General features: G+C 49.0%; 19 protein-coding genes. 5 read left to right on the forward strand and 14 right to left on the reverse strand.

Annotated elements, in window-relative coordinates; all coding sequences use genetic code 11:
* Positions 1-528: 528 nt before the first annotated feature.
* The gene (locus AC0YOA_RS13620; RefSeq protein ID WP_475787038.1) at positions 529-1,512 is read left to right on the forward strand and encodes a hypothetical protein; all 984 of its coding nucleotides are present in this window, start codon (positions 529-531) and stop codon (positions 1,510-1,512) included.
* Here AC0YOA_RS13620 and AC0YOA_RS13625 read toward each other — a convergent pair.
* The 4 genes from AC0YOA_RS13625 to arfA all read right to left on the reverse strand — a co-directional run bounded on the left by AC0YOA_RS13625 (position 1,507) and on the right by arfA (position 5,572).
* Entirely contained in the window at positions 1,507-1,851 is a 345-nt protein-coding gene (locus AC0YOA_RS13625) for a GNAT family N-acetyltransferase (protein WP_475787387.1), read from the reverse strand. The two genes, AC0YOA_RS13620 and AC0YOA_RS13625, sit on opposite strands and share 6 nt — an antisense overlap.
* A gap of 171 nt (positions 1,852-2,022) precedes the next feature.
* Entirely contained in the window at positions 2,023-2,547 is a 525-nt protein-coding gene (locus AC0YOA_RS13630; protein ID WP_475787039.1) for a DinB family protein, read from the reverse strand.
* A gap of 541 nt (positions 2,548-3,088) precedes the next feature.
* Positions 3,089-3,955: a DUF6454 family protein gene (locus tag AC0YOA_RS13635; RefSeq protein WP_475787040.1), complete on the reverse strand. Its 867-nt coding sequence runs from the start codon at positions 3,953-3,955 to the stop codon at positions 3,089-3,091.
* 93 nt (positions 3,956-4,048) lie between these two features.
* Positions 4,049-5,572: an arabinosylfuranosidase ArfA gene (gene arfA / locus AC0YOA_RS13640; RefSeq protein WP_475787041.1), complete on the reverse strand. Its 1,524-nt coding sequence runs from the start codon at positions 5,570-5,572 to the stop codon at positions 4,049-4,051.
* A gap of 323 nt (positions 5,573-5,895) precedes the next feature.
* Here arfA and AC0YOA_RS13645 point away from each other — a divergent pair, with 323 nt between their 5' ends.
* The 4 genes from AC0YOA_RS13645 to AC0YOA_RS13660 all read left to right on the forward strand — a co-directional run bounded on the left by AC0YOA_RS13645 (position 5,896) and on the right by AC0YOA_RS13660 (position 11,003).
* Positions 5,896-6,873, forward strand: a complete 978-nt coding sequence (locus AC0YOA_RS13645; RefSeq protein WP_475787042.1) for an ABC transporter permease — start codon at positions 5,896-5,898, stop codon at positions 6,871-6,873.
* Between the two features lie 12 nt (positions 6,874-6,885).
* Positions 6,886-7,782: a carbohydrate ABC transporter permease gene (locus tag AC0YOA_RS13650; RefSeq protein ID WP_475787043.1), complete on the forward strand. Its 897-nt coding sequence runs from the start codon at positions 6,886-6,888 to the stop codon at positions 7,780-7,782.
* A 291-nt stretch (positions 7,783-8,073) separates the two neighbouring features.
* On the forward strand, positions 8,074-9,885 hold the full coding sequence (locus AC0YOA_RS13655) for an extracellular solute-binding protein (RefSeq protein WP_475787044.1): 1,812 nt from the start codon (positions 8,074-8,076) through the stop codon (positions 9,883-9,885).
* Positions 9,886-9,908: 23 nt separating this feature from the next.
* Complete coding sequence (locus tag AC0YOA_RS13660) at positions 9,909-11,003, forward strand: hypothetical protein (RefSeq protein WP_475770443.1); 1,095 nt, start codon at positions 9,909-9,911, stop codon at positions 11,001-11,003.
* Between the two features lie 55 nt (positions 11,004-11,058).
* Here the strand turns inward: AC0YOA_RS13660 and AC0YOA_RS13665 are convergent, their stop codons facing one another.
* The 10 genes from AC0YOA_RS13665 to AC0YOA_RS13710 all read right to left on the reverse strand — a co-directional run bounded on the left by AC0YOA_RS13665 (position 11,059) and on the right by AC0YOA_RS13710 (position 25,732).
* On the reverse strand, positions 11,059-13,293 hold the full coding sequence (locus tag AC0YOA_RS13665; RefSeq protein WP_475787045.1) for a helix-turn-helix domain-containing protein: 2,235 nt from the start codon (positions 13,291-13,293) through the stop codon (positions 11,059-11,061).
* Between the two features lie 326 nt (positions 13,294-13,619).
* Positions 13,620-14,876 carry a hypothetical protein gene (locus tag AC0YOA_RS13670; RefSeq protein WP_475787046.1) on the reverse strand — a complete coding sequence of 419 codons (1,257 nt, stop codon included), beginning with the start codon at positions 14,874-14,876 and terminating at the stop codon, positions 13,620-13,622.
* 56 nt (positions 14,877-14,932) lie between these two features.
* Positions 14,933-16,384, reverse strand: a complete 1,452-nt coding sequence (locus AC0YOA_RS13675) for a response regulator transcription factor (RefSeq protein WP_475787047.1) — start codon at positions 16,382-16,384, stop codon at positions 14,933-14,935.
* 14 nt (positions 16,385-16,398) lie between these two features.
* Positions 16,399-17,688 carry a hypothetical protein gene (locus AC0YOA_RS13680; protein ID WP_475770447.1) on the reverse strand — a complete coding sequence of 430 codons (1,290 nt, stop codon included), beginning with the start codon at positions 17,686-17,688 and terminating at the stop codon, positions 16,399-16,401.
* A 22-nt stretch (positions 17,689-17,710) separates the two neighbouring features.
* Entirely contained in the window at positions 17,711-19,273 is a 1,563-nt protein-coding gene (locus AC0YOA_RS13685) for an extracellular solute-binding protein (RefSeq protein WP_475787048.1), read from the reverse strand.
* 43 nt (positions 19,274-19,316) lie between these two features.
* Entirely contained in the window at positions 19,317-20,186 is an 870-nt protein-coding gene (locus AC0YOA_RS13690; protein WP_210040838.1) for a carbohydrate ABC transporter permease, read from the reverse strand.
* Between the two features lie 34 nt (positions 20,187-20,220).
* Complete coding sequence (locus AC0YOA_RS13695) at positions 20,221-21,174, reverse strand: ABC transporter permease (RefSeq protein WP_475770448.1); 954 nt, start codon at positions 21,172-21,174, stop codon at positions 20,221-20,223.
* An 86-nt stretch (positions 21,175-21,260) separates the two neighbouring features.
* On the reverse strand, positions 21,261-23,075 hold the full coding sequence (locus AC0YOA_RS13700; protein ID WP_475787049.1) for a sensor histidine kinase: 1,815 nt from the start codon (positions 23,073-23,075) through the stop codon (positions 21,261-21,263).
* A 336-nt stretch (positions 23,076-23,411) separates the two neighbouring features.
* Positions 23,412-24,779 (reverse strand): family 4 glycosyl hydrolase, encoded by a 1,368-nt coding sequence (locus AC0YOA_RS13705; RefSeq protein ID WP_475787050.1) that lies wholly within the window; start codon positions 24,777-24,779, stop codon positions 23,412-23,414.
* Complete coding sequence (locus AC0YOA_RS13710; protein ID WP_475770451.1) at positions 24,776-25,732, reverse strand: carbohydrate kinase family protein; 957 nt, start codon at positions 25,730-25,732, stop codon at positions 24,776-24,778. Before AC0YOA_RS13710 ends, AC0YOA_RS13705 begins: the two co-directional genes overlap by 4 nt.
* Positions 25,733-25,775: the final 43 nt, after the last annotated feature.

Here is a 25,775-nt window from a genome sequence, read left to right on the forward strand (position 1 = left end):
ATTCTCCTTTCCATGGTTGGTTTTTTATTGTCTCTATTTAAGTCGACGAACAGCATAAAGCAAACTCGACAAATCCTCAAATAAAATTTTCAAGCGCTTCTTGGACTGTTAGTGTCATTTGAATAGATGCATTAAATCCATTATTTGGCACTTAAGAAAGCTATGAGGCAAATCTGGTAATCTATCTAGGTTAATGAGTAATGTTATAAAATCCAGAACAGCACAGCTGCGAAATACATATAAATATATTATATTTTGTCATCCATGATAGATATCACCGGGGCAAGTAATGAAGGGATGGGAGCCGAAAAGAGATGAATGAACTGTATATCAGGTTGTTAAGATCTATTTGTACCGGACGACCTTATGAATGACATTCTATCAATTAAATGGCGAACTGAACGGAATAATACAGTTCATAGAATCTGTGAGCTGCAAACCATATGGCATGTACGATGGTAGCTAAAGTAAGTGCTGGTAACAACGGACAATACAAATCCAAACAATATGGGGGTATCAACAACTACTATGGAACAACATGAAAGCAGTGAGGACCATGAAAGCTATTTAAACAGTAAAATCGGGAAGTTAATTAAAATCAACCGTGGAGGCCCGGAATCGTTTGACGGGGTATTGCTTGGTGTTCAAAGTGATTATGTTGTTTTGCGTACTAAAGCAGGCCTCGTTTATGTCAATACCAGCCATATTAAGAGTACAACCGATCTGCCAGGTCAAAAAAGCGGACGCTCGACTTCCAACAACTTTATCGCAGCCGAAAGCTTTATTGGTGTTCTGCGCAAATTGACTCAGCAATCCGCTCAAATCAACTGGGGCGGACCAGAGAAGATCGACGGTATCATTACTGAAATTGGCAGTCAATCTCTGCTCCTTATTGTTGGTAAAGAGAAGGTGCGAATCCCGCTATTCCACATTAAAACGGTCAAACCTGCTGGCCAGTATATTAGACAAATTGTCCAATACGAGAGCTATTTGAGCAGTAAAATTGGGAAGTTAATTAAAATCAACCGCGGGGGACCGGAGTCGTTCGACGGAGTATTGCTTGGTGTTCAGAGTGATTATATTGTTTTGCGTACTAAAGCAGGCCTCGTTTATGTCAATGCCAGCCATATTAAAAGTACTACTGACTTACCCGGTCCAAGAAGCGGATACTCGACTTCTCATAACTTCGTCGCAGCTGAAAGCTTTATCGGCGTTCTGCGCAAATTGACTAAGAAATCCGTTCAAATTAACTGGGGCGGGCCAGAGAAGCTCGCTGGTCACATAGCTGAAGTTGGTAATCAATCCCTGCTCCTCATGGTTGGCAAAGAGAAGGTGCGCATTCCTCTATTTCACATTAAAACCATAAAACATAATGGCAGCTCTGGAAACAGCTCGAAAGGCAGCAGCAGCTCAGGAACCAATAAAAACAACTCCAGCAACAACAAAAAAAATAAAAACAACGATAAAAAGAAAAATTCCAGCAACAAAGGGGGAAAATCGAGAACCTCATAGTTCCGCTGAACTCCAGCTTTTTTCTAAAAGAATTTCATCCCGGATGGGAATTCCACTTTTAGCGATAAACGGAATGACGGGCTTCAACTTTCCCGGTTCATCAACTGCATTTTGTAATATCTTGACAAGGACATAGCCCCTTCTCTGATAAAATCCCAATGCATGCAAATTATCAGTTGTTGTGATTAGCTTTATACTCTGACAGCCAATTTCTTTGGCTTTATTTTCTAAACGATGAATTAACATTGTCCCAATACCCTTATTTTCTTCAATGCCATCTAATGAGATAATTTCGCATTCATGCCTGCAATAATATGTATCGATCCCCCCAAACAGAATTTATACTTATTCTATTGTCATATGTAAGTGAGCTGAATAGCTAAATACAATCACCTGCTACGTTATCTGCCGCTCGCATAGTTCAAAGGCTGCCAATGATGTTGGCAGCCCTGACATTGTGCTATCGTGCACGATTGTCCGATCAAAGAAAGGGATTATTGCTATGTTGAGTTATTGCAGGCTCGGCATGTACTTTTCACGTACGACATTCAGGTGATGGAGGGCATGCCCGAGTATGAAGTATACGATTGCAGCGGCTGTGGTTGTGGTATTGTTGATCACCCCGGCACGGCGTAATTCTTCCTCGTTCAATCCCTGTACCAGTGATAGGGTAGCAGCCCGCACAGCTTGAAAATCGGCGATCAGCTCGGTGTGAGGACTGCGGTCGAAGCTCGTACCGTTCACGAACAAGTCCTGGTGGCGCGGCAGCGGTGTCCTGTCTCCCCTGGCAACACAGAGAAGCCGATAACTCATAATCCGTTCAGTGTCGTTAATATGGCCAAGCACCTCTTTAAGGCTCCATTTTCCCTCGTCGTAACGGTACAAACTTTGCTCTTCACTGATGGAGCTGTATAACGATTTAATGTCCTGCTCTTGGTCCTTGAGCAGCTGCGCCAGGTCGCCTTCTGGCACTCCGTGGATGTAATTGCCCCAGTGCGGGTTGAAGTCTCCTTCATTCGGTTTGGGCATATGCATGTTTCTGCGCCTCCTAATAGATCAGTTTACAATAGACACATTAGAAATAATAACATATTCCCGATTGCATTGAATTGCCCTATTGCTCAATAATACCTATTTTCTCCAGCGCCGTGAATAGGGCCTTTTAACCGGATCAGGTTTCAGACCCGCGCGTATATCACAGTAGCGTCATCTAATATGTTTTATGTTTTGGGAATGTCGTCAAACCGTTCATTACCAAGGAAGCGGGCCGTATTCGCCAAAGAACCCGCCGCTCGGGCTGTTTTCATCCCATTGAACAAGAAGCGGCCCTGCGCAGTCTGGCTCAATTCCGTGCCGGGTATGGCCGTAATGCAGAAGACCCTTGGTGGGGATAATTAGTTGCGGAGTTATCGGGAATCAGCCCTGAGTTTAATCTCCAGGTGCCAGGTCTTGGTTCAGCGGATTATTTTATATCAATCCCCTGCCTTAAATTTAAAACAGCCTTTGCCATCCCGTGGATAGCAAAGGCTGTTTTGTTTCTGCATCTAATGCTTAATAATCAATAAAAAATGAAAAATTATCGTTTATTATTCAAATGGCATGTTTCATAAATCAGCAGAGATCCGCGATCGTCATCGGGCACGGCATAAAGCCGCAGCTCTTGGCCCGCATTCTCCATGAATACCGGATTTCGGGTAATCACATGCCCTTGAGGAGAAAACTCAGTGATGGGCACTTCATGAATCGTATTCAACGTATTCATATCGATCAGAGCTAATCCGCCCAGCTCGTACGGCTTGGAATTGCCGCCGGAAGAATTGTCCAGCTCAGAGATGCCACTCAAAATCATTTTCCCTTCGCCTGCATATTGACCATCTTGATAATCAACAAAGTGACTCGAATTTTCTTTCACAAGCAGCAGCTGTCCATTTTGGTCCCATTCATAGAACTTGCGCGAACCCCAGCTGTTGCCTATAAGTTTTCCGTCTTGGCCATCGCGAACCATCCCCCCGATATGATCTGGGACTCGAAAGAATTCTTCTGCTCTCATGGTCATAGGATCCACTTTGTAAACTATAGACTCGCTGTCAGGCCGGTATTCGGCAACTGGCACCCAAATCTTATCGCCATCAAAATCTATACCGCCCGGGTGATAGATATCCCCCTCCCCCAGAAGAATATCCTGGACCAGCTTCCCCTGTTGATCAAAGACAAACAGATGACCGATTCCTTTTCCTGGAGTGCGGTCGTAACCGAGCCGAGTCTTGTCAAATCTAGCGGGTTTTTCAATAAGTTCTACCGAGGACAGATAGAAGAGGTCCCCGATCCGAACCATCCCTTGTGAGTGGTAATTGTTGAATTGCAGATCAATCTTATTGGTTAGCTCCCATTTCGTGCTTCGTGCAAGACTTTGGAATTGGGCAATGAGCTTCTGATTATCCATCACAATTCATTCCCCATTCCTCAATTATATAACGCATCGAATCTTCACTGCCTTCCATTAATAAATACTCTGACTGAAAAGGTGATGGGCTGGTTATTGTTTGGATTGAGCCAAACGGATGACATTCCACGATTGATGCGGAAGCTCGGATATCAGGACGCCGTCGCTCAACCGCGAACCCGTATAAGACACTGGACTTACCTGTTCGTCCTTCGCTGTGTTCACCGCCTTCAAATTGTCATGCCGGACAACGAGATGCTCGATTAGACGATAGCCTTCGAAATGGCGAAGATCGCACTCCAATGGGAGCCTCTCCTGCAAATGACGGTTCACGGCGAAGATCGTAAGCTCGTCCTTCTCTTCATTCCAGACGACGGCGGTCTCAAGATACGGCACATCCGTAAATTCCTTGCTGTCATATTTGGGAGAGGAAACCATCGGCCTTAGCGCGATACCCCGGCCATAGACGGAAGCATGCAAATACGGATAGAATATCGTTTGCCTCCAGGCTTCCCCATTGTTTTCCGTCATAATCGGTGCGATGACATTCACTAATTGTGCCATGCAGGCAACCTTGACCCGGTCTGAATGTTTCAGAAGCGTAATCAGAATACAGCCGACAAGCAGCGCATCTTCGAGATTGTATTCGTCTTCCAGAATAGGAGGGGCAATCTTCCAGGGCTCGCGCCGTATCCATTGTTTATCCTGCTCTTTGGAATGGTACCATACATTCCACTCGTCAAAGCAGAGATTGATCGTTTTTTTACTTCTTTTTTTGGCTTTTATATAATCGCATGTGGAAATAATGGTATGAATAAAATCATCCATATTCATCGATTTCGCCAGGAAATTGGCGGAATCCTCCTCGTAATTCCCATAATATTGATGCAAAGAAAGATAATCCGCATGCTCGTAAGTATGGTCCAGTGTTGTCGCTTCCCACTCCGGGAAAGTAGGCATCTTGGAGTTCGAGCTGCCGCAAGCGATCAGCTCGATGCCGGGGTCCACAATTTTCATCACTTTTGCCGTTTCTGCCGCCAGCCGGCCATATTCTTCTGCCGTTTTATGACCGATCTGCCAAGGTCCGTCCATCTCATTGCCCAGACACCACATCTTAATGCCGTGCGGCGTCTCGCAGCCATGCTGCTTCCTTAAGTCACTCCAGTAGGTTCCTCCCGGATGATTGCAGTATTCGAGCAAATTTCTGGCGGCATCGATACCGCGTGTACCCAAATTTACAGCCATCATGACATCCACATTTGCTTTCCTTGACCAGCTTACAAACTCATTTGTTCCAACCTGATTCGTCTCCACTGATCTCCAGGCCAGATCAAGCCGGCGGGGACGGGTTTCTTGAGGTCCGACACCGTCCTCCCAATTATACCCGGAGACCATATTCCCGCCAGGGTAACGTACGACAGGGACGTTCAACTCCCTGACCAATTCGATGACATCACTACGGAATCCCAACTCGTCTGCCAGCGGGTGATCCGGTTCGTAAATCCCTCCATAAACCGCTCTTCCCAAATGCTCGATGAAGGATCCGTATATTCTCGGATCTACCTCTGATATACGAAATTCCTTGTCAACGATCATAACCGCCTTAAACTGAGTCATCCTCTCGCCTCCATGGTTAATATAAATGTTATTTAATTAACATTTCAACAGTATGATACACGACTTTAGTTTGTCAATTCATGAACATAAACACTTTCGGAACACGGATCAACATGATTCCACTCAACGCGGATTTCCGAAATTGTGCATCAAGTCATTATTGCTGCCGCAGGCCGGTTTTTAGTTTCCTATGCAAAATGAACGAAAGCGGTTCGTCATTGTACATATGGTGCATGCAAGGGAATCTTGTTTGTTGAACAATAGATCCAGATTCCTTATCGTAATGGAAGTACGGAACAACTAGCGAAGGAGGGAAGCCTTGTATGGAGAAGGCAGACATGGATTTGGATCTCCTCAGTACGGACCGGGTGAGCCGGTCCAAGGGGCGGTCGGACTCCTCGTCGTTATGGAAAGCTTGCGTTAAGAATAAAACCTTATACTTGTTCTTGCTGCCGGCCATCATCTGGTATATCGTGTTCTATTACGTCCCCATGTACGGAATTACAATCGCTTTCAAGGACTTCACGATTGACAAAGGAATTTTGGGCAGTCCCTGGGTGGGCATGGAACATTTCAAGACGATGTGGAACTCGCCTGAGTTTACCAGGGTACTTAGAAACACGCTTGTCATCAGCGGATTAAAGTTACTTTTTGTGTATACTTCCGGAATTGTATTGGCGCTGGCCCTGAATGAAATTTTCCATGAGAAGTTCAAGAAGCTCGTACAAAGTGTCACTTACCTGCCGCATTTTCTGTCCTGGGTCATAATCGGCAGCATCATGGTTGAGCTCCTCTCTCCTTCCAGCGGACTGATCAATAAAATCATCATGCTTTTTGGAGGGAATCCCATTTATTTTCTGGCGGAAGAGAAGTGGTTTGTGCCGATTCTGATTCTGTCGGACATCTGGCAGAGCTGCGGCTGGGGCTCCATTATTTATTTGGCCGCTATTGCAGGCATCGATCAGCAGCTTTACGAAGCGGCTACCATGGATGGCGCAGGCAGATTGAGGAAGATGGTCAGCATCACGCTGCCGTCCATTGCCAACGTTATCGTAATTATGATGATCTTCAATATCGGCTATATCATGAACAGCGGCTTCGATCAAATCTTCAACCTGTACAACCCGCGCGTCTACGAGGTGGGCGATATCCTCGATACGTATGTCTACCGGGTCGGGCTCGTTCAGATGAATTACAGCTTCTCGGCGGCGGTAGGCGTCTTCAAGAATGTCATCGGTCTGGTGCTGGTTCTGTTAGCCAATCGATTGGCTCGACGTTTTGGGCAAAAGGGATTATGGTGAGGGGGATATGACATGTCAACTGCCGGACAGCGGCAACGCATGAATGTGCTGGATTATCTGAATTATGTGCTGCTTATTTTTTTATCGCTTTCCGTCTTATATCCGATCCTGTATTTGTTCTTCCTTTCACTCAGCTCGCGGGAAGCGATGGCGGGTTCAGGCGGCAGCGTATGGTTCTGGCCGCAGGGCTTCACTCTTGAAGCGTATAAGGGTTTCTTGCGGCAATCGTTTATCTACTCCGGTTATTTCTATACAATTTTCAGGACGGTGGTCGGAACCTTCCTGTCCGTGCTGCTCATGTCGTTTGCCGGTTACGCCATCTCCAAGGCCATACCTTTCCAGAAATCCGTTACACTGTTTTTCGTATTTACAATGTTCTTTACCGGAGGGCTTATCCCCACTTATCTCGTTATTAAAAGTCTGGGATTGATCGACAATCCATTGGTTTATATATTGGCGCCCCCCTTTCTGTACAATACGTTCTATATACTGATTCTGAGAAATTTCTTCATGACGATTCCGGATAGTCTGGAGGAATCAGCCCGGATAGATGGAGCGAGCGATACACGTATTTTCTTCAGCCTGATCGTCCCGCTGGCAGCTCCGGCCATCGCAACTATTAGCTTGTGGGTAGGCGTTAATCACTGGAACTCCTGGTTCGATTCCCTGATCTATGTCCAGAACCCGGACCTTCAGGTTATCCAGGTTCATATCCGTAAGCTTGTCATCGAACAAAGCGCCTTGCTCATGAGCGACGCCTTGAGTTCCATAGACAAGAAGAATGTCCCCTCGCCGGAAAGCATGCGGGCAGCAGCTATATTGATCACCATGCTTCCGATTTTGTGCATTTATCCGTTCATCCAGCGTTTCTTTGTCAAAGGGGTTGTCATGGGAGCGGTCAAGGGCTAGACACGCCCCGTCACGCCGCTCTCGCATGATCTGAAGGAGGTGATGCCTGGCAAGATAGGCGCAGCGCTGCATTGAAGCAGATGTACACATTGAAAAAGGAGGGGAACAAGCCGCGGCTAAACTGATTCCATCCTTTCGGATCTTTCAAGAAAAGCCGGTCCGAAGCACAATAAACAAGAGCGCCTCATACAGACAATGCGGCTGTTTCAAATCGAAAGCACCACTGTTGCTCCCAGCAAGGATATCGTCAAGGAATAAAAATTCAGTCCACACCAAAACGGAGGAATCACGATGCCGAAAATGACAAAAAAATCAATGATGATGCTGTCGTTAGTCGTGTTCTTAATCTTCCCCGCCCTGATCGGCTGCTCCGACAGCCCGGGTTCCAACACCGGCTCCGGCAGCACCGACAGCGCCACGGAAGCAGCGCCGGCTGCAGAAGCCAAAGACCCCGCGGATCCGCTGTCCGAAGCGGCCGACAACAAAATCATAGAAGCCGATCTGGCGAAGGTCGAGACACCCGAATATTTTGCAAACAGCCCGCAATATGAATACACGATTCAGCTGGGGCCAACTCCGCTCAGCGAAGGAACGTATGGGCAGCGCTATTTTGAGAAGAAATTTAATGTGAAGCTCAAGTTCGTCAATATTGACGAATCCAACCGGAAGGAACAATTGAATTTGATGTTTGCGACAGGCACGATACCGGATATCGTTCAAGTCGCGCTTCCGGATGTATCCGATTACAGCAAGCAAGGTCTGTTAGCCGAAATTCCGGTTGAGATGACCAAGGAAAATATGCCGAACTATTACAAAGTCATAGAGAAGTACGACCCGCAGCTGCTCTCGATCACCAATGTCGATGGGAAGAACATGGGACTTGCCCGCTTCAATCCCAATGGCGGAGTTCCGCGTCCTGCAAGCATCCGGGCGGATTGGCTCAAGAATGTCGGAATTACCAAAGTGCCGCAGACCATTCAGGAGCTTGAAGATGCCTTTGTCAAATTTCGCAACGACGACCCGGATCAAAACGGAGCAAAGGACACGTATGGGATGTCCAATCCCAGCGATTTTGCCGGAAACCAATGGTTTCAATCGATATTCGGCGCCTATAATACCAATCCGTTCAACTGGGTGGAACGGGAGGGCAAGCTGCAGTTCGGACTGACCACGCCCGAAACCAAAGAAGCGCTGAAGCTGCTCAACAAATGGTATAAGCTGGGCTTAATTGATCCGGAATTTATCACGGATAAGGGACGAAGCAGCGATGCTCTAGATCTGGCCACCAAGTTCGCACAAGGAAAGCTCGGATACATCGATAATCTGAACTTCGACGACGTTCAGTGGGATAACGACGGGCACCTCAGCTTCCGCTGGGTAGCCAATCAACCGGACTGGCAGAAGTGGTTCGAAGCGAATAAAGACGATAAAGCCAAACTGTATTCAACCAAGATCTACACCGACTTTGACGAGAATGCTCCAGGACCGATCTACATTACCATGCCTCCGGTCAAAGGGCCAAGCGGAGCAAGCGGTTATCAGCGGGAAGGGTATCAAAACTCCGTCCTCGTATTCGGCAAGCAGCTGGCAACGGATCAGGACAAGTTTGTGAAGCTGCTGAAAATCATGGAATATCAGCATACGGATGCGGACGCTTATCTGCATCTAGGCTATGGTCCCGAGGGCTTGATGTGGATTACCGACGATAAAGGCAATAAACTGTTGAATACCGATTGGCCCAAGCATGAGCTGTTCCACCCGCAATTCAAGAAACTGGGCGTCAACTGGATCACCAACATCATGACGTGGACCAATCCGGATTTCATGGCGATCTGGGGTCCTCAGACAGAGCAGCGCTACGAGCTGACAGGCGACATCATCCGCGAATTCCCTTATTACGAGAACCAGCTGAAGATCGTTCTGCCGTCTCAGGGAAAATATACGGAGCTGCTTGACACGAGGGTCAAGGAATACGTTATCAAAACGGTTACCGGCGATCTGGATATCGACAGCACCTTCGACAAGACCGTGGAACAATGGTACAAGGATGGCGGAGAGGCGCTTACGAAAGAAGCAAATGATTGGTACAGCACGGTCAAATAATCCGATTAGTGAGGTGCGAAGCAGTGAAAGATACGTTAAGCCCCGAGGAATTCAAAAAGAAATATCCGAACATTCATATCACAACCAAGGATCACAAGCCCTATTCGGGGGCTCATGTACTGGATAATCCGCCGAGATTTCATGAGAAGCTGCTCGATTACGGTGAACGGCCCTACTGGTCTCCGGACGGCAAAAGAATAGCATTCGTCGGAAGCAATTACGGGGACATATGCGAGATTGATTTCGAAACAAGGGAAGTCCGCAACCTCACCAGGGACCTGGGAGAGCATCACTCCTTTCTGCGTGTCCTCTTCCTGCCCAACGGAGATTACCTGCTGATCGGACCGAAGAAATTTAAAAACCGCAGCATCAGCAGACATGTGGAATCGGAGCTCTGGATTATGGATAAGGACGCATCGTCTCCTCCCAAAGCACTCGGGAGAGCCATGTATGAAGGCTGCGGCGTCTCCGCCTTGTCCAACAAAATCACATATTCAATGAATGGCAATCATGATCCCCGGCTCAAATCGCCGCTAGACTTCGAGGTTCATGTCACCGAGATTGAATATGGGCCGAACGGCCCTGAGCTTGGCCTTGATAAGATCATCCACCGAACCGACAGCGGAGGCCGGCCCGAGCCGCAGGATTTCCGCCATAACGATACAGAGGTGATTATGGCCGAGTATTATAATAACGCTTCCACTTCACCCGAGGACTGGAACGCCAAGGTAAAGGGTATCAACATTGCAACCGGGGAAGTGCGGACCTATATAGACGAAGCGTTGACCCACAATGAGTGCGAAGGAATCTTCCCGGATAACGAGCATATCTGTCTGGAAAGCTCACGGGATTTCGAGAACTCCTTCCCTCCCATCGATCTCTGGAAAATGAAGCTTGACGGAACGGGGCGCCGGGTAAGGATGACACGTATGTTCGAGCACCCGCCTTGGCGGATGAACAACTCCAACGTTAGCCCGGATGGAAAATGGCTGGCTTACATGGTCAATACGCTGACCGATGAACCCGGCTATGGCAGAGGATTGGGACTGTTGAATCTGGAGGAATGGGAAAAGAGCGATTGGGCTCAGCAGTGGGAGCTGCCTATTCCGAGAAAATAGCCATCATAAACGCATCTTTTTAACGGGCTGTTCCCTGCAGGAGCAGCCCTTTTCATTATTTCCGGTAATCCCCTGGCGTGATGCCCTCGTTGTTCTTAAACATCCGGATGAAGGAAAAGGCATGGATATATCCAACCTTCAAGGCCACCTCATGAATGGGATCTTTGGTTTCCCGGAGCAATTCTTTGGCCTTCTCGAGGCGGACCCTGGCAAGATAATCCACAAATTTCTCACCGAACTCATCTTTGAACAGACGGCTCAAATACCGGGTGCTCAGATTAAATTCATCACTCAGCTGGTTGAGCGAAAGATCAGGATTTGCATAATTATCTTTGACGTACTGTTTGACTTTGTGGATGATTTGGTGCGTGCTTCTGTGCTCCCTGAGCTTCCCGATTTCCTGAAAACTCATGTTCATAACCAGCCTGGCGCTGGCTTGAAATTCTTCCAGCGTATCGAGATTATCAAGCAGCTTGTTCAGCTCAGGCAGGCTGTCCTTTCTCCAGTAATCGCAGATGGATTCGGACAATCCCATTACCTCACGATCTAAATTATAAATAAGGTTGTGCAGGATATTCGTCACATCGTCACGAGAGATCATGCTGATCTGGATCGTGTGAAACAGCTCCTCGTAACGGGCTTCCCATTCCGATTCGCCCAGCTTGAAGGAAAGAGTTACGGTCCTGATCAGCTGGATGGACTGAAACATATCCGTTCTGCGTCTGGAGGGCATCTCCTGGCTGAGAATAACGCGGGAGCTACCCAGAACAGCTTTATATTTCAGTGCCTCCACCGCATCCTCGTAAAGGAGGGGAATATCATCGACCAGATCTGAAGTCCCCCCCATTCCGATTGTGACGGTAAATTTCAAATGACCGGTCACCCAATGAATAAAGGCAGTGCAGGCCTCCTCGATACTGTCCTCTTCGATTTGCTGTTCATTCTCACCGGCATGCTCCAGGAGAAATACAATTCCGAGACGGGAGCTGCCGATATATTGGGTCCACGCCCTGATTCTTCGCTCCTCTGCAAGCTCGGTAAGGACGCTGCTTATGACAAATTTAAGCAAATACTGGTCGCGTTCAGAATAAGAGCTGCAGAAATCGGCATACTTGTCGATCTCCATCACAGCGACCTTCGCCCGTTTGAACTCATAATTTAGTCCCAGCCGCTCCATCGCCAATTTCCATTCTTCAACACCAATCTGTCTGGTGCCGTCAAGAAGCTCATTAAAAAAATGCCGCCGCATGCTGACTTGATCCTCTTCAACCCTGCTCTGCAGCTTGACTGACTGCTCCAGCAGCTTGTCGATGGCCGTAGATATGAACCGCATTTCATCATCATTGTTCCTGGATAAAAGCTCGCTGCTCTTATTGACGAATATTTCATTGATATGCCCGACAATCAATTCAATCGGTTTGTAATTCCTTCTGGTTACATACACGATAAATACCGATCCGGCTACAATGGATAAGAACCCCAAGGTTACCCAAATATACGGAAAGGAAGAGAAAAACTCAAAGGCGTGGCTTTGCTTCAAACCGCTTTGTATATTCCAGCCCAAATAAGGAGAATGAGTGAGCGAAACTTTATTACGCGGATTATCCTGTGCGCTTCCTTCTTCTGTACTGACAATCAGATGCTCCTGAGCATCGATAAAATCCACGTAATTGATTTTCAGACTTGACATATTCATGGTAAAATCACGAATCGAATTTGTACGTATGTTGACTACAAACAAACCCTGCTGGCCGGAAATGATCGGAACTCTCCGGACAAGCGAGACGACATCCTTGGTGGTAAAGGTTCTCGGATCCTGGTAAGACCTTTTTCCCGTCCAGGAAACAATGCTGGAGGTTTCCAGCTGACCCAGCAGAAATTCGCGGTCTGCGAACGTATCCGCATGTGTGAACATATTATTGGTCAGAACCAGTTGGTCCGACAAACGGTACACATAGATGGAATCAATTATCGGGTAGCTTGCAATCATATTATTGAGAGCCTGAATGCTTTGATAAATCATATACGAGCTGTTTTCATCTTCAAAAAATTGGCCGATCGTATCATTCGTCATAATTTCTTTTATGATCAGTTTATCAACGGGCTTCAGGAGGTTTTCCACGGATTGGGCGATTTGTACATTAAAAGCCTGAGTTGCTTTATTGGTGGACTCCTTGACGTATTGGCTGAAAGCCAGAAAGAACAGCAGGAACAAAATCGAGGTTATGACAAAAAATATCGGAAGATATGAAAATAAGGAGCGATAAAACCAGGTTCTGCTATTGCGCATTCTGTTATCTCCTCTTATTTAACCTCCCAATCCTGGCCACTCAACCCCCGAGCCGGAGAACAAGGTAATGGTATATCATTCTATTTTCGACGGAAAGTTTTGGAATCCTCCATTCCGGGGCCGTGAGTCTTGCCTGCTTAACGGCTGAAACTAGAAGAAACGGTTATGCCATCCTTTTGGCGGCAGAGTGAGTTTCTTCCATTAGAAATAGAAGCAAAGTATAGGTTAAATTTTATATTTCATCTATTTTTTTTAAAAAAAGGCGACAACCGGCTCCTTGCAGCACGGTTGTCGCCTTTTACTTTAACGGGCAGAATCGTCCGCCCTCACCTGAGCTTGATTTCGCAATCGGCCATCCCCGCTTTGATCGCCTCCAGTCTTTCTATCGTTGCGCCGTCGTAAAAGCCGTACGCCAGACCGTCGGCCCCGCCCAGCGCAACCGTGCGTATTCCTTTGCGGATCAGGTCCGGCGTTGCCTTGGCGCGGGGAGCGATGCTGTCGATGATGATCTTATCCTCGCCCACCTGACGTCTGACATTGGCAAGCCATTTGCCTTTGTTCAGCACACGCTCTTCATCGCCGGTCTGCTCGGCATAGTCCATGATCCGGATCGAATCCACATATTTGCCGATCTGCGTCAGATCCTGTCCGATAAATTCAGCCTCTGGCCAGCAGGTATTGAAGCGGAAGTCGACCTTCGCGTTGGCGGCATGGATGGCCTCCGATAATTCCTTGAAGTAGCGGGTAATCGAATCGCAGCGGAATTTAAGCCATTGGTACAGCTCCGGGCTTTCCAGCAGGAACATGACCGCTGATGAGCTCCCCCTCTGCAGCAGAAGCCAATCTTCATTCGCCTCCAGGGTCGCTCTTTTCATAATATCCGCATAATGCCGGACCGTGGCCCTGATTTTGTCCCAGTCCAGCCCCGCCTTGCGGGCTTCCCGCCCGCAGTTCTCACAGAAGCAGCCGCCAAGCGTAACGCCAAGGAAGGGATGGATGGCCAGCTGTCCCTGATTGAGCAGGAACGAGCATGTCTGAATCATGTCGATATCGTAATGGGTGACCAGGTCGGTCGCAATCGCACACATGTACGCCCTGGCATCCGGGCTGTTCCAGCAAAGCTGCTGGTTCGAGAAATAGCCGTGACCCGGCGGATTTCCGTAGATGTCCCGCTGGATGCAGTCGGCGAACTCTCCCGCTCCCCTCACAGAATCAAGCGGCGTATGAGAAATTTCGGCTCCGGGACTCATCCCCCGTTTGCGAAGTGCAGTAGTGAAGATTTCCAGCCAATCCGTTCCCTGCAGAAATTCGCGGTCGCTTGGCAGCGGCTTGATCCGGGAATTTGTGTACGATTCCGGGTGAATGGTGAAATAGCTTCGGCTGTCCTCGGCCAGATAGCGCTTGCGCACGGGGTTGTGATGATAATAGTTGTCATGGAGCGGACGTTTCTCATGATGCATGACGGCGAGCATATACGCTGCGTTGTTGCCTGCATGGTTTTGTAAATTATCTAAGATATTTTCAATCCCTTCGTCGTGCATATCCCATGGATAAATTCCGGTTGTCAGTTCCTTCCAATACATGCCGATTACCTCCGATGAATGATCTGGATTTTCTTGGCCCATTGACTCCTCAAGGTCTATTTCGCATTATACTTGGACGGCGTAATCCCGTAGAATCTTTTGAAAATTTTGCAAAAATAATAGTAATCGTGATAACCCGTCATATCGCTGATCCTGTCGACCGAATATTTGCCGGATTGAATCAGCTCTGCAGCCGTCTCCATCCGCAGCTTTGTTACATAGTAACGGAATGTATAGCCGGTCGCTTTTTTGAACAGCTCGCTGCAGTAGCTCATGTTCAGGAAGAATTTGTCGGCCAGCTCGCTTAGCGAAAGCTCCTTGGCATAATTTTGATTCACATGCTCAAGCAGCGCCATAAAGTTGCCGTTGTAGCTCGTATGACGGTCCGCCGCTTCCACCGGATGGCAGACGTTTCTGATCATACCCGCAATGGCTGCGCACAGGGAGGACAGGCTCCCAAACCGGCTGACCAACTCCTCATAGTCAAGAAAATCATTGACAGCGGCAGCCTGGCCGCATTCCTGCCTCTGACTGATCATGACGGCGAACTGATTCCATAAGCAGGCGGCGTGATAGATGCCATAATTCTCCTCCCGGAAGAGACCGGGAAGACTCTCCATGATTGAGCTGATCTCCTCATCGTTTTTAGCCAGCATCAATCTTTCCGTCTTCCTGACCACTTTATCGAGTCCGGCGCTGCCGGCTGCGGTGAATTTGACGGCACCCGGCTGCCCGCCGACAAAGTAATGAGATGCCGCCATATCAGCCTCTTTGATCAGCCTTCCCAGATTCCCGATGTCATCCGCGGCGCTGCTGATTCCGACATACGCGCTTGTCCCTCTGGCCCAGCTGTCCATAATCGGGATCAGCTCCTCTTCATCCTCCTGCCTGTCGCCATTGAGGATCAGCAAGGACCTGGCATCCCCGACCGCAACGGCAAGATGATGTACAGACGTGATGAATGGCGGCAGCTTACCGTTGTCATCGGGCAATTTCCCTGAAACCATGATAACCTGCCAGTATTCCCCCTTCGGTATAAATCCCCTTGTCTTCAATACCTCCAGCGGGCTGCCCGAACCGGAAGTCAGCTCTTTCATCATGTTCGCACCGGCGCTCCGCTCCTGCTCCAGATTCTGATCGAGCTGCGCCTTCAGCTTCTGAAGCAGCAGGCCGGCTTCATCCGGATCGATTGGCTTGAGCTGATAGTCGAAAGCGCCTCGACGCAGCGCTTCCTGCGCATATTCGAATTCGGCAAAGCCGCTTACGATCACAAATTCACTCTGTATTCCAGCCTTTCTTGTCTTGGTCAGCAGTTCAATGCCCGATATCTCAGGCATTCGGATATCCGTAAATACGACATCCGGTTTGGTGCTGCATATGAGATCGTAAGCTTCTGACGCATCGGTTACCTGAGCTGTCACTGTAAAGCCTTGTTTCTCCCAGTCAAACAGCTTTCTTATTCCTTCCAGGGACCATATCTCATCGTCAACCAACAGAACGCTGTACATATGCAACCCCCAATTTATTTTCTGATTTCGATTCCCGCCTCCTGCATTCCCTGCTTCACCGCATCCAGCAGCTCGAAGGTTGCACCGTCATAGTGTCCCAGCGACAGCCCGTCGACGCCGAGCGTACTCAGAATCTTGATGCTTTCCCGCACCAGCTCCGGCGTCGCGTTTGGTCTTGGGGCGAATGCCGCGATCAGATCCTTGTCGTAGCCGATGCCGCGTCTGATCTTGAGGATCGTATTCTTCTTTCGCTTGAAATTGTCGGGAGCGCCGTACTGCTCCGTATAATCGGAATCCCGCACCGAATCCAGACTGTCCTTCACCGAGGCGAAATCGAGTCCGGCAAGCTCGGGATACTTCAGGTAATTATTGTAGCGGAAATCGACATTTTTGTTGGCTGATTTAATCGATGCGTTAATTTCGGTGAACAGAGCCGCAATGGACTTCATCCTGAACTCAAGGAATTGATAGAGGGACGGATATTCAAGCAGCAGGCCCGTTTCCAGCAAATCGCTTCCCATCAGCACATGGGCGTCCATGACCGCATCAAGGTTGTTATAGGCGCTTGCATGTACAAAACGCTCCAGTTCCTTCAAGTCGCTCACAATCTTATCCCAATCGTAGCCCATATGGATGGCTTTTGCCTTGCAGTGGCCGCAGAAGCATCCGCCTTTCAGCACGCCGAGCAGGGAGCCGACCTTGTTCTCGGGATCGTTTTCCATGAACCAGGGGGCTTTGACGGGTTCGCCTGTCGCGAACAGCATCATGCAGGTCTGGATAAAATCGATATCATGATTCTTGACCGTATCGTAAAAGATAGCTTTCATGTAGGCTTTGACATGGTCGTTATTGCAGCAGAAATGGCGTTCAATAATGCCGCCGTGTATATTTTTTTGCAGCACATCGGGAAAATCGGTCTTCGCTTTCTCGCAGTCGTAGAAGGTATGGGAAATTTCGGCCCCGGTTTTCAGGTTATTCTTTCTTCCGTATGCGGTAAGCTCGTCAAGCCAGTCTTTCTCCTTCAGAAAATCCCTCGTCGAATACAGCGGCTTCAGCGGTGTATCCGCAAAATTAGTCTCATCCATTCTGTAATAAATGCGGCTGTCCTCGGGCAGATAGAATTTCCGCTTCGGATTATGCGTGTAGAACAGGCTGGTGAGCGGTCTTTTCTCCTTATGCATGATGCCTACCAGATAGACACTGTTGACAAGGCTGTGTTCCATTACATTGTTCACGCAGGTCTCGACTCCTTCGTCGGCGAGGTCCCACGGATAGAGGCTGGATGCTACTTCTTTGATATACATAACGCATTTCTCCTGTCTGTTTTTATTTTTGTCCGCCCGGGAAGAATTGATCGTAGCTGGCGGCAAATTCGGATGCGGACTTGATTACATCGGGATCCTGCAGCAATTTCTCTTGATAGGCTCTGAATTCATCCATGGAAATCGCGCCGGTAATTGCCTTTGCCTCCATGGATTCAAACTCATCCTGCACTCTGGACCATGCGCTGCTCCACGAATCGGATTGCAGCACATTGAACAGTTCCACCTTTGCATCGATATCGTAAAGCGCCTTCATCTCTTCCCGGGTCTGCAGATTGTAGGACATCGGGGCAAGCGGGCTGTCGACCTTGGCGAATTCGGCTGTGGAGAAAATAAACGGCGCGTTAAACGAGCTGTTGACTTCTTTCTTGCCGAGATCAGTCAGCGAAGGGAAGCCATCCTGCATGGTGTAGTTGACGCCTTCAATTCCGAAATTGACGAAATTATAATATTTCTCGTCCGTCGTCGCATTGAAAAATTGCAAAATCCGCTGCATTTTCTTCTCGTCCACTTTCTTGGAGATCACCATCCCGCCGAAGTAACCCAGATCATAGATGTGCGCGTAGCCCTTGGGCCCTTCCAGATAAGGAATCAGCGTCAGCTTCGCTCCCGGCTGGGTTTTCTGCAGATCCTGCTCCATATCGTATTTATGCCAGGCGTTCTTGACAAAAGCGGCCGAACGGCCCGTCGTGAACATCTCCTGCTGCTGCGTGCCGTTGATCAGAGCAAATTCCTTGGGAATGGCCCCGTCCGCATAGAGGTCTCTCATGTACTGAACATAATCCGCATAATTAGAGGTTAAATTCGCATGGATAATGCCGCCGTTGCTGTCCCGAAAGGGATCTCGCGTGCCGAAGGCGGCTGCGAAGAAGCCCGAAACCGGTATCGTGCCGATCGTATCGATCTTCCCGTTGCCGTCCGGATCGCTTTGTCCAATAACCTTCATCACATTCTCGAACTCCTCGATAGTGGTCGGTACCTGCAGATTCAACTTATCGAGCCAGTCCTGCCGGATAAACAAGGCGGAATCGAGATTTCCACGGGTCCGCGGGATAAAATAATTCTCCCCGTTCACCTTGCTGAGCACCCAGGCATTCTGATTGGTGTACTGCTTGAAGTTCGGATACTTGCTAAAATCGCCCAATTCCGTGGTCAAATCCCAGAATGCGCCTGCTTTAACCGCTTTCAATACACTTGGCGCCGTAATGCTGGTGACCTGCATAATATCGGGTATGTCGCCAGATGCCAGCACCAGATCCAGCTTCTGCTGATAATTGTCCGCCGGTACCCAGTCCACCGAGTAATCCACGTTAAACTCCTTCTCCATGCTCTTCCAGAAGTCGCTGTCCTTGGCAGGCGCCTGCTGATAGAGATTGGCCATTCCTTTGAGCACGAGCGGAGCCTCCTGCTCGCCATTCTCCGCTGCCGCGCCTGGCGCATTCGTTTCCTTCGGATTGTTGTCCGAGGCGCTTGGCGTGTTCGTCGATGTCGAGCTGCAGGCCGCCAGGATGGACAACGTAATCGTGATGCAGGTCACAAGCAATAACCTTTGCCGCTTCTTCCCCATTTCGCTTTCTCCCTTCGTACTTGAGATGAAATTCATATCGAGCTCAGCCCTTGATAGAGCCAAGCATGACACCTTTAATGAAATACCGCTGCACGAAAGGATATACCGCCATAATCGGCAGCATGGCCAGCACCACTGTCGCCATCCGCACCGTCTCGGAAGGAAGATTCAGCATATCCACCGATCCGGTGCTGCCCGCACCGCTTGTCGAAGCGTCGACCAGGATGGATTTGACGTAAAGCTGCAGCGTTGTTTTCTGGGAGTCGGTCAGATAGATAAGCGCACTGAAATAGGTATTCCAATGGCCGACCGCGAAGAAGAGCGTAAGGGTGGCGATGGAGGCCTTGGACAGCGGAATAATAATGCGGAAGAATGTCCCGATCTCGGTGCACCCGTCGATCTTCGCGGAGTCCTCAAGCTCCTCCGGCAGGGCATCGATGAAGCTCTTGGCAACGATCAGGCTCCATGAGTTCGTTAGCACCGGGAGAATCAGCGACCAGAGACTATTCATTAATCCAAGATTTTTGATCAGCAGGTAATTCGGAATAATCCCCGCGCTGAACAGCAGTGTGAAAATAACAATGCCCATGAACAAATTCCGGTGCGGCATCTCCTTCTTCGTCAGCGCATAGGCCATCGTGTAGGTAAACGCAATATTAAGCGCCGTTCCCACTACCGTTATGAACAGGGTGTTCTTCACCGAATTGATGAAATTCGACGTCGAGAGAATATACGAATAGGATGCGAGCGATAATTTTTCTGGGATAATATACAGCTTAAACGGCACATAGATCGATGGATCGGTTAACGACACGCTGACAATGTAGAAAAAGGGAGCGATACAAATCAATGAGATCAGGCCGGACACGATATAAATGACGACATCCGCAACCGACATTTTTTTGGAATGCATATCACCTCATCTCCTTCAAATCCATTATCGCTTTTCAATAAATACCGGTATGCCCCATTCTTTTGACAATGCGGTTGGATATGATGACCATGATGAGTCCGGCGAGGCTCTTGAATATGCCAACTGTCACCGCAATGCTGAAATTCCCTTGATTGATCCCCTGATTGTACGAATAAGTATCGAATACTTCGGCAACGTCCCTTACGAACGGATTGCCCATCAGCAGCACCTGCTCGAAGCCTACATCCATGACCTGCCCGAGCCTCAGAATAAAGAGCACGATAATGGTGGGCAGTATCGATGGCAGCGTAATCCTCAACAGCCTCTGCATGCGGGAAGCCCCGTCAATGGTCGCCGCTTCGTACTGGGAGGGGTCGATCTGTGTGATTGCCGCCAGAAATAGGATCGTTCCCCATCCGACCTCCTTCCAGGTGTTCTGAACCAGCAGCACCCACCAGAAAAGCTTCGGATTGGAAAGGAAGGCCACGGGCTCGCCGCCCGCATTTACAATAAACTTGTTCACCAGCCCGATATCGGAGCTGAGCATGAAGAAGGTGATCCCTGTAATCACTACCCAGGATAGAAAATGGGGCATATAAATAATGGTCTGATTCAGCCGTTTGAACTTGGCGGAGCGAATTTCATTGATGAGCAGTGCAAGAATAATGGGAGCCGGGAAGTAGAAAATAATATTCATCAGGCTGATGACCAGCGTATTGCGGAACATCATATAAAAATAAGCGCTGGAAAAGAAATCAGCAAAATATTTAAAACCAACCCACGGACTGCCCCATATCCCTGCGAAGGGACTGTAATCCTTGAAGGCGATAATCAGGCCCCACATCGGCGCAATTTTAAAAATCAGGAAATAGATTAATCCGGGCATGACTAAAAGATAGACATAGCGGTATTTGTAATACAATCCTTTTCGTTTATCCCATTTATTCTTCAAGATGCGCTTTTCGCTGCCTGCACGTAACGGATACACCTATACTTGTCACCTCCATTCATCTATGGTCATGCCATCAACGTATGAAACCGCTTTATTAACAATCTAATCCAATCCGGGCAGCATTAAAATGTACGGTTTTCGGAACTATTGGACAGATTTCGGTTTTCGGTTTTGGCAGGCAGCTCGATCACCACCTTGGTTCCTTCCAGCTGGATGCTATTGATCGAGAGTCCGTAACGAGTGCCATACAACAATTTAATCCTCCTGTCGATGTTAATAATGCCGATGCTTTTCTTTTTCATAGCGGCAGGCAGCTCATCCAGCATGTCTTTTTCAAAGAAGCTGCTTCTTATCTGCTCCAGCACCTCCGCGGACATTCCCTTTCCGTCATCCTCGATAGTAAACCGGATCGTGCCGCTGCCGTCCGCATGCCCTCGAATAATCAGAGTCCCTGCTCCCTTCTTCTGCTCGAGACCGTGGAATACGGCATTCTCCACAATGGGCTGCAAAATCATCTTTGGGATGATGCAGTCCATGATCGCTTCATCTACCTCATAGATGATGGTAAACCGGTTCCTTTGGCGGATCTGAATGATTTTAAAGTACTCCTTGATACAGCCGATTTCATCTCCTACCCGCACATCGTTGTTTTCCTTGATGCTGTACCGGAAGATCTTCGCCATGGCGGTTGTAATCTCGATAATCTCCGGCACCTCCCGGGTTAAAGCGATACCTCGGATGCAATCCAGCGTGTTGTACAGAAAATGCGGATTGACCTGACTTTGGAAAGCCGAGAACTGCGCATTCTTCTTGGCCAGCTCTGCTTTATACAGCTTCTCCTGCGAGGTTACCACCGCTCCGGTCATCGTATCGATATTATCCAGCATTTTATTCAGCGCTCTGGCCAGCAGGCTAATTTCATTGGCCGTATGGATGGTCAGCCGCTGACTGCTGTACCTGTGCCCGATCGAATTCATGAAGCGGGCCATTTTTATGATCGGCGTAGCAATGCTTTTATTTATCGCAAGTCCGAATCCCGTCAGGACGATGACAATTACAACTCCCATGAGAAGTGCAAACTGCTTCAGCGCGAACAGATCCTTGTCAATCTCGACATTCGGAATAATCCCGATAACCCGCCAGTTCAAATTGCTGACCGCTCTTTGGTATACCAGCGAATTTTTACTGCCGTTAAACCCTCCGTCGAGGCTAGCCGTCTTCTTGTCGGCCAACGCGGCGCGGATCAGCTCCATGTCCTTCTGCTTCAACTGCTTGTGGTTGGAGGCCACAATGTTATCTTCGGCATCTGCAATAATGAACAGCGAATTATAATCGGGCTGCAAGCTTGAGACGGTGCTGATGAAGCTGTCCGCGTTATAAATGACGACGGTAATAAATTTGTCGTTCGTTACCTCCGAGATGAACGACTTTGTTATACATACATAAAATGCTCTGCCGTTCTCGCGGTCGTTCAGCAAATAATGGGTAGGCTGCTCTAACTGGATAGTGCCGTTATTGAAGCGTCTCTTGATTTCATTCAGCACCCAGAAGTCCTCGCTTCGATTGGCGCCGATATTGATCATATCGAGATCGCTAATAATAATGCCGCTGATACTCCTGTTGGAGAGCATGATGGATTCGATCATGAGCTGCATGTCATTGCTGAATTTGAGCAGCTCATCGATACGCTGTGTGTTTATAAATTGGTTGGTAATATTGTTATAAGAGGTAATGTTGGCAATATTATTAACATCCGTTGTAAATGTAACCGCTTTCGAAACTAGTTGGTTTGAGGCCTCTTTCAGAAATTCCGAATAGTTTCTTCTGTTGATCGAGTCAAACCAGCTTAGCGATATCGCCTGGAGCATGATAATAATGCCGATGGATATGCATATCAGAATCAGCAGCTGAGACTTCAACTTGATCTTGCTAAACATTCATGCGCTCCCTCCTCTAACGCTGACACCAGTTTGCTGACGGGGACAAGCGGGGATTTAATCATCTCCATTCCGGGATTTGGCTGTAGAGGCGGGCCGGACAGGCAATGAAGCCGGCAGCACGCCCCTATCCCTTGGCTGCATTTGACAGGGGTCAGACTGATGTGAGGCCAAAAAAGAAAAAGCTCCCGGCCTTTGTGAAGGAGCCCGGGAGCATGAACAATTTGACAAGACCAAAATACTATCTTTCGAATATTCTTGCAAGACTTATTTTTCATTTTCGTATTCCGCGACTGCCGGCTGCGCCGTTATTCCAAACAGAATTTCACCTGCGCTTTAAGTCCAGTCGCCCAGAAGGTCCCGATAAGCCTCCATATAATCCCCGACAAGCCCCTTTGCAAGCGAGTACGAGTTGACAAGCGGATGGACGGTGAGCGCCTGAACCGCCAGCTCGCGCGAGCGCCTGGCCACAGCTTCGACAGTCAGCCGCTCGAACAGCTTTACGTTTTTCATCAGCAGCGTCATATCCTCCGGTACCGATCCTATGAACACGGGCCTCGCCCCGTCCTTCGTGATCGTACAGGAAATCTCCACTACATCGTCGTCCGCGAATCCCTCGATGGCGCCTTCATTCGGCACTGACAATACGATATTATTCTCTCTCCCCGTCTGAAGCGATTCGACAAAATCCAGCATAACGCCGGCATAGCCCAGCGAATTCGGCAGCTCCAGCTTCTCAGCCGCGGGAATGGCTCTGGCTTGCGAATTGGTCTCAATTGCCATATAAGACGCTTCCCGTTTCTGCGTATAGTACAAATAAGTTTGAATGGCGGCATCGGGATCAGCCCCGATATCCATGTGACGAAGCTGCTCCAGCATGGCTCTGTTGTTCTCGGCAATCATTCCGCCCCGCGTCATCTCCGCGTCCCGGATATTCGCAAAAGCCTTCTCGCGATGATAATAATAGTACAAATATTCGTTGGGCAAATACGGCAGCGTATGCAGCAGATCGGGATCGAACATCGCAAATTCGCTGACCCGGCTTGTGAACCCGATATCGTTCTTCAGCTCCGGCAGCAGATCCCGGCCGCGGTACACAGCCTTGCTCATCCATGACAGATGATTCAGCCCGAAAAATTCAACATGCAGCTCCCGCGGATCGATTCCGAGGGTTTCCGCCATTCGCAGTTTGGTATGGCTGGGCGTATCGCAGATGCCGATAACCCGGTCGTAACCGGCACTTCGCAGCGCCTGGGTTACAAGCCCGGAAGGGTTGGAGAAGTTGAAGATCCAGGCGTGCGGAGCAAGCTGTTTGGCAATTTCACAATACTCCATCAACACGGGAATCGTCCGGATGGCCATCGAGAAACCGGCCGGACCGGTCGTCTCCTGCCCGATGACGCCATGCTTCAGCGCAATCCGCTCATCGGTGTAACGGGACTGCTCTTTGCCGACACGGACGGTCGTTACGATATAATCGGCGCCGCGAATCGCCTGCCGGCTGTCGGTCGTCATCGTCAGCTTCAGTGCGATGCCGCTCCTGTCGATCACAATCCGGCACAGCTTGCCGATAATGCCGAGCTGCTCTTCATCTGTATCGTGCAGCGTCAGCTCGGTAATTCCGGCAGCCTCGGCTTTGAGCGTCAGACTTTTTGTGAAAAGAACAGCCCGCACACCGCCTCCGCCTATCAATGTCAACTTCATGACGAGACCTCCTGGTTCACCGATTGATCCTGGTTTGCGCGAATGAAAGCCTCCAGCTCCGCCCGGTCAGGCGCCCCCCCGCTTCCTCCGTACGAAGCGACCGAAAGCGCACCGCATGAATTGCCATAGCTGAGACAGGTGCCCGTGTCCAGCCCGTTAAGGAACCCGTACAAATACCCGGCGTTGAACGAGTCTCCCGCACCCGTGGTATCTACCGCTGTTACCGGATATGCGGGACGGTGCATTCTGATACCATCCTTATGTGCAATCGCGCCCTTGGGTCCGAGCTTGACTACAATATGATTGCTGAATGCCGACATATGCTCCAGGCTGTCTTCAACCTGTTCAAGACCCGTATAGTGCAGCGCTTCGGTCTCGTTCATCAGAAAAACATCCATATAGGTCATCAGCTCAAAAACGCCCTTATTCCATTCGCCCGTATCGTCCCAGCCAACGTCGCAGGACAGCGTTACGCCCTTCGCCTTCAGCGCCCTTGCCAGCGCAATGACCGCAGCATGGTTGCGCGTTCCTTTATAGCAGGTCAAATGAACGTGCTTGCCCTCCGTAATCCGGTCGAGATCAAGCTTGCCGACGTCGAGCTCCTGGTTCGAGCCTGCGTAAGTGATGAACGACCGGTCCACCTGTGGATTGATGGCGATCGTAACGCCGGTATTGTAAATTTGACTGGTTCCCAATAAACTGGTATCGATACCATATTGAACGAACTGATCCCGGATAAAGTGTCCATAGCCATCATCTCCGAGAATCCCGTTGAAAGCAACCTTCATGCCGAGCTTGGCGAAGGAGATGGAGAACAATGCAGCTCCCCCGCCAACGTGCATCATCATATTGTCCACGAATATTTCCTGCCCCGGCTGGGGGATTTCATTGCATCCCACCACTACCAGATCGATATTGGCATCGCCGATCACAACCGCATCGAATTTTTTCACTGCACTCTCCCTCTTCCACTCCAGGTCTTTGTATGACCCCAGT

The organism is Paenibacillus sp. JT22N12 (assembly GCF_056269365.1).

What these genes read in the sequence shown, in the direction of transcription:
- AC0YOA_RS13620 (WP_475787038.1), top strand. Translation starts at nt 529, where the DNA reads ATGGAACAACATGAAAGCAGTGAGGACCATGAAAGCTATTTAAACAGT.
- AC0YOA_RS13630 (WP_475787039.1), bottom strand. Translation starts at nt 2,547, where the DNA reads ATGCATATGCCCAAACCGAATGAAGGAGACTTCAACCCGCACTGGGGC.
- AC0YOA_RS13635 (WP_475787040.1), bottom strand. Translation starts at nt 3,955, where the DNA reads ATGGATAATCAGAAGCTCATTGCCCAATTCCAAAGTCTTGCACGAAGC.
- arfA (WP_475787041.1), bottom strand. Translation starts at nt 5,572, where the DNA reads ATGACTCAGTTTAAGGCGGTTATGATCGTTGACAAGGAATTTCGTATA.
- AC0YOA_RS13645 (WP_475787042.1), top strand. Translation starts at nt 5,896, where the DNA reads ATGGAGAAGGCAGACATGGATTTGGATCTCCTCAGTACGGACCGGGTG.
- AC0YOA_RS13650 (WP_475787043.1), top strand. Translation starts at nt 6,886, where the DNA reads ATGTCAACTGCCGGACAGCGGCAACGCATGAATGTGCTGGATTATCTG.
- AC0YOA_RS13655 (WP_475787044.1), top strand. Translation starts at nt 8,074, where the DNA reads ATGCCGAAAATGACAAAAAAATCAATGATGATGCTGTCGTTAGTCGTG.
- AC0YOA_RS13665 (WP_475787045.1), bottom strand. Translation starts at nt 13,293, where the DNA reads ATGCGCAATAGCAGAACCTGGTTTTATCGCTCCTTATTTTCATATCTT.
- AC0YOA_RS13670 (WP_475787046.1), bottom strand. Translation starts at nt 14,876, where the DNA reads ATGTATTGGAAGGAACTGACAACCGGAATTTATCCATGGGATATGCAC.
- AC0YOA_RS13675 (WP_475787047.1), bottom strand. Translation starts at nt 16,384, where the DNA reads ATGTACAGCGTTCTGTTGGTTGACGATGAGATATGGTCCCTGGAAGGA.
- AC0YOA_RS13680 (WP_475770447.1), bottom strand. Translation starts at nt 17,688, where the DNA reads ATGTATATCAAAGAAGTAGCATCCAGCCTCTATCCGTGGGACCTCGCC.
- AC0YOA_RS13685 (WP_475787048.1), bottom strand. Translation starts at nt 19,273, where the DNA reads ATGGGGAAGAAGCGGCAAAGGTTATTGCTTGTGACCTGCATCACGATT.
- AC0YOA_RS13690 (WP_210040838.1), bottom strand. Translation starts at nt 20,186, where the DNA reads ATGCATTCCAAAAAAATGTCGGTTGCGGATGTCGTCATTTATATCGTG.
- AC0YOA_RS13700 (WP_475787049.1), bottom strand. Translation starts at nt 23,075, where the DNA reads ATGTTTAGCAAGATCAAGTTGAAGTCTCAGCTGCTGATTCTGATATGC.
- AC0YOA_RS13705 (WP_475787050.1), bottom strand. Translation starts at nt 24,779, where the DNA reads ATGAAGTTGACATTGATAGGCGGAGGCGGTGTGCGGGCTGTTCTTTTC.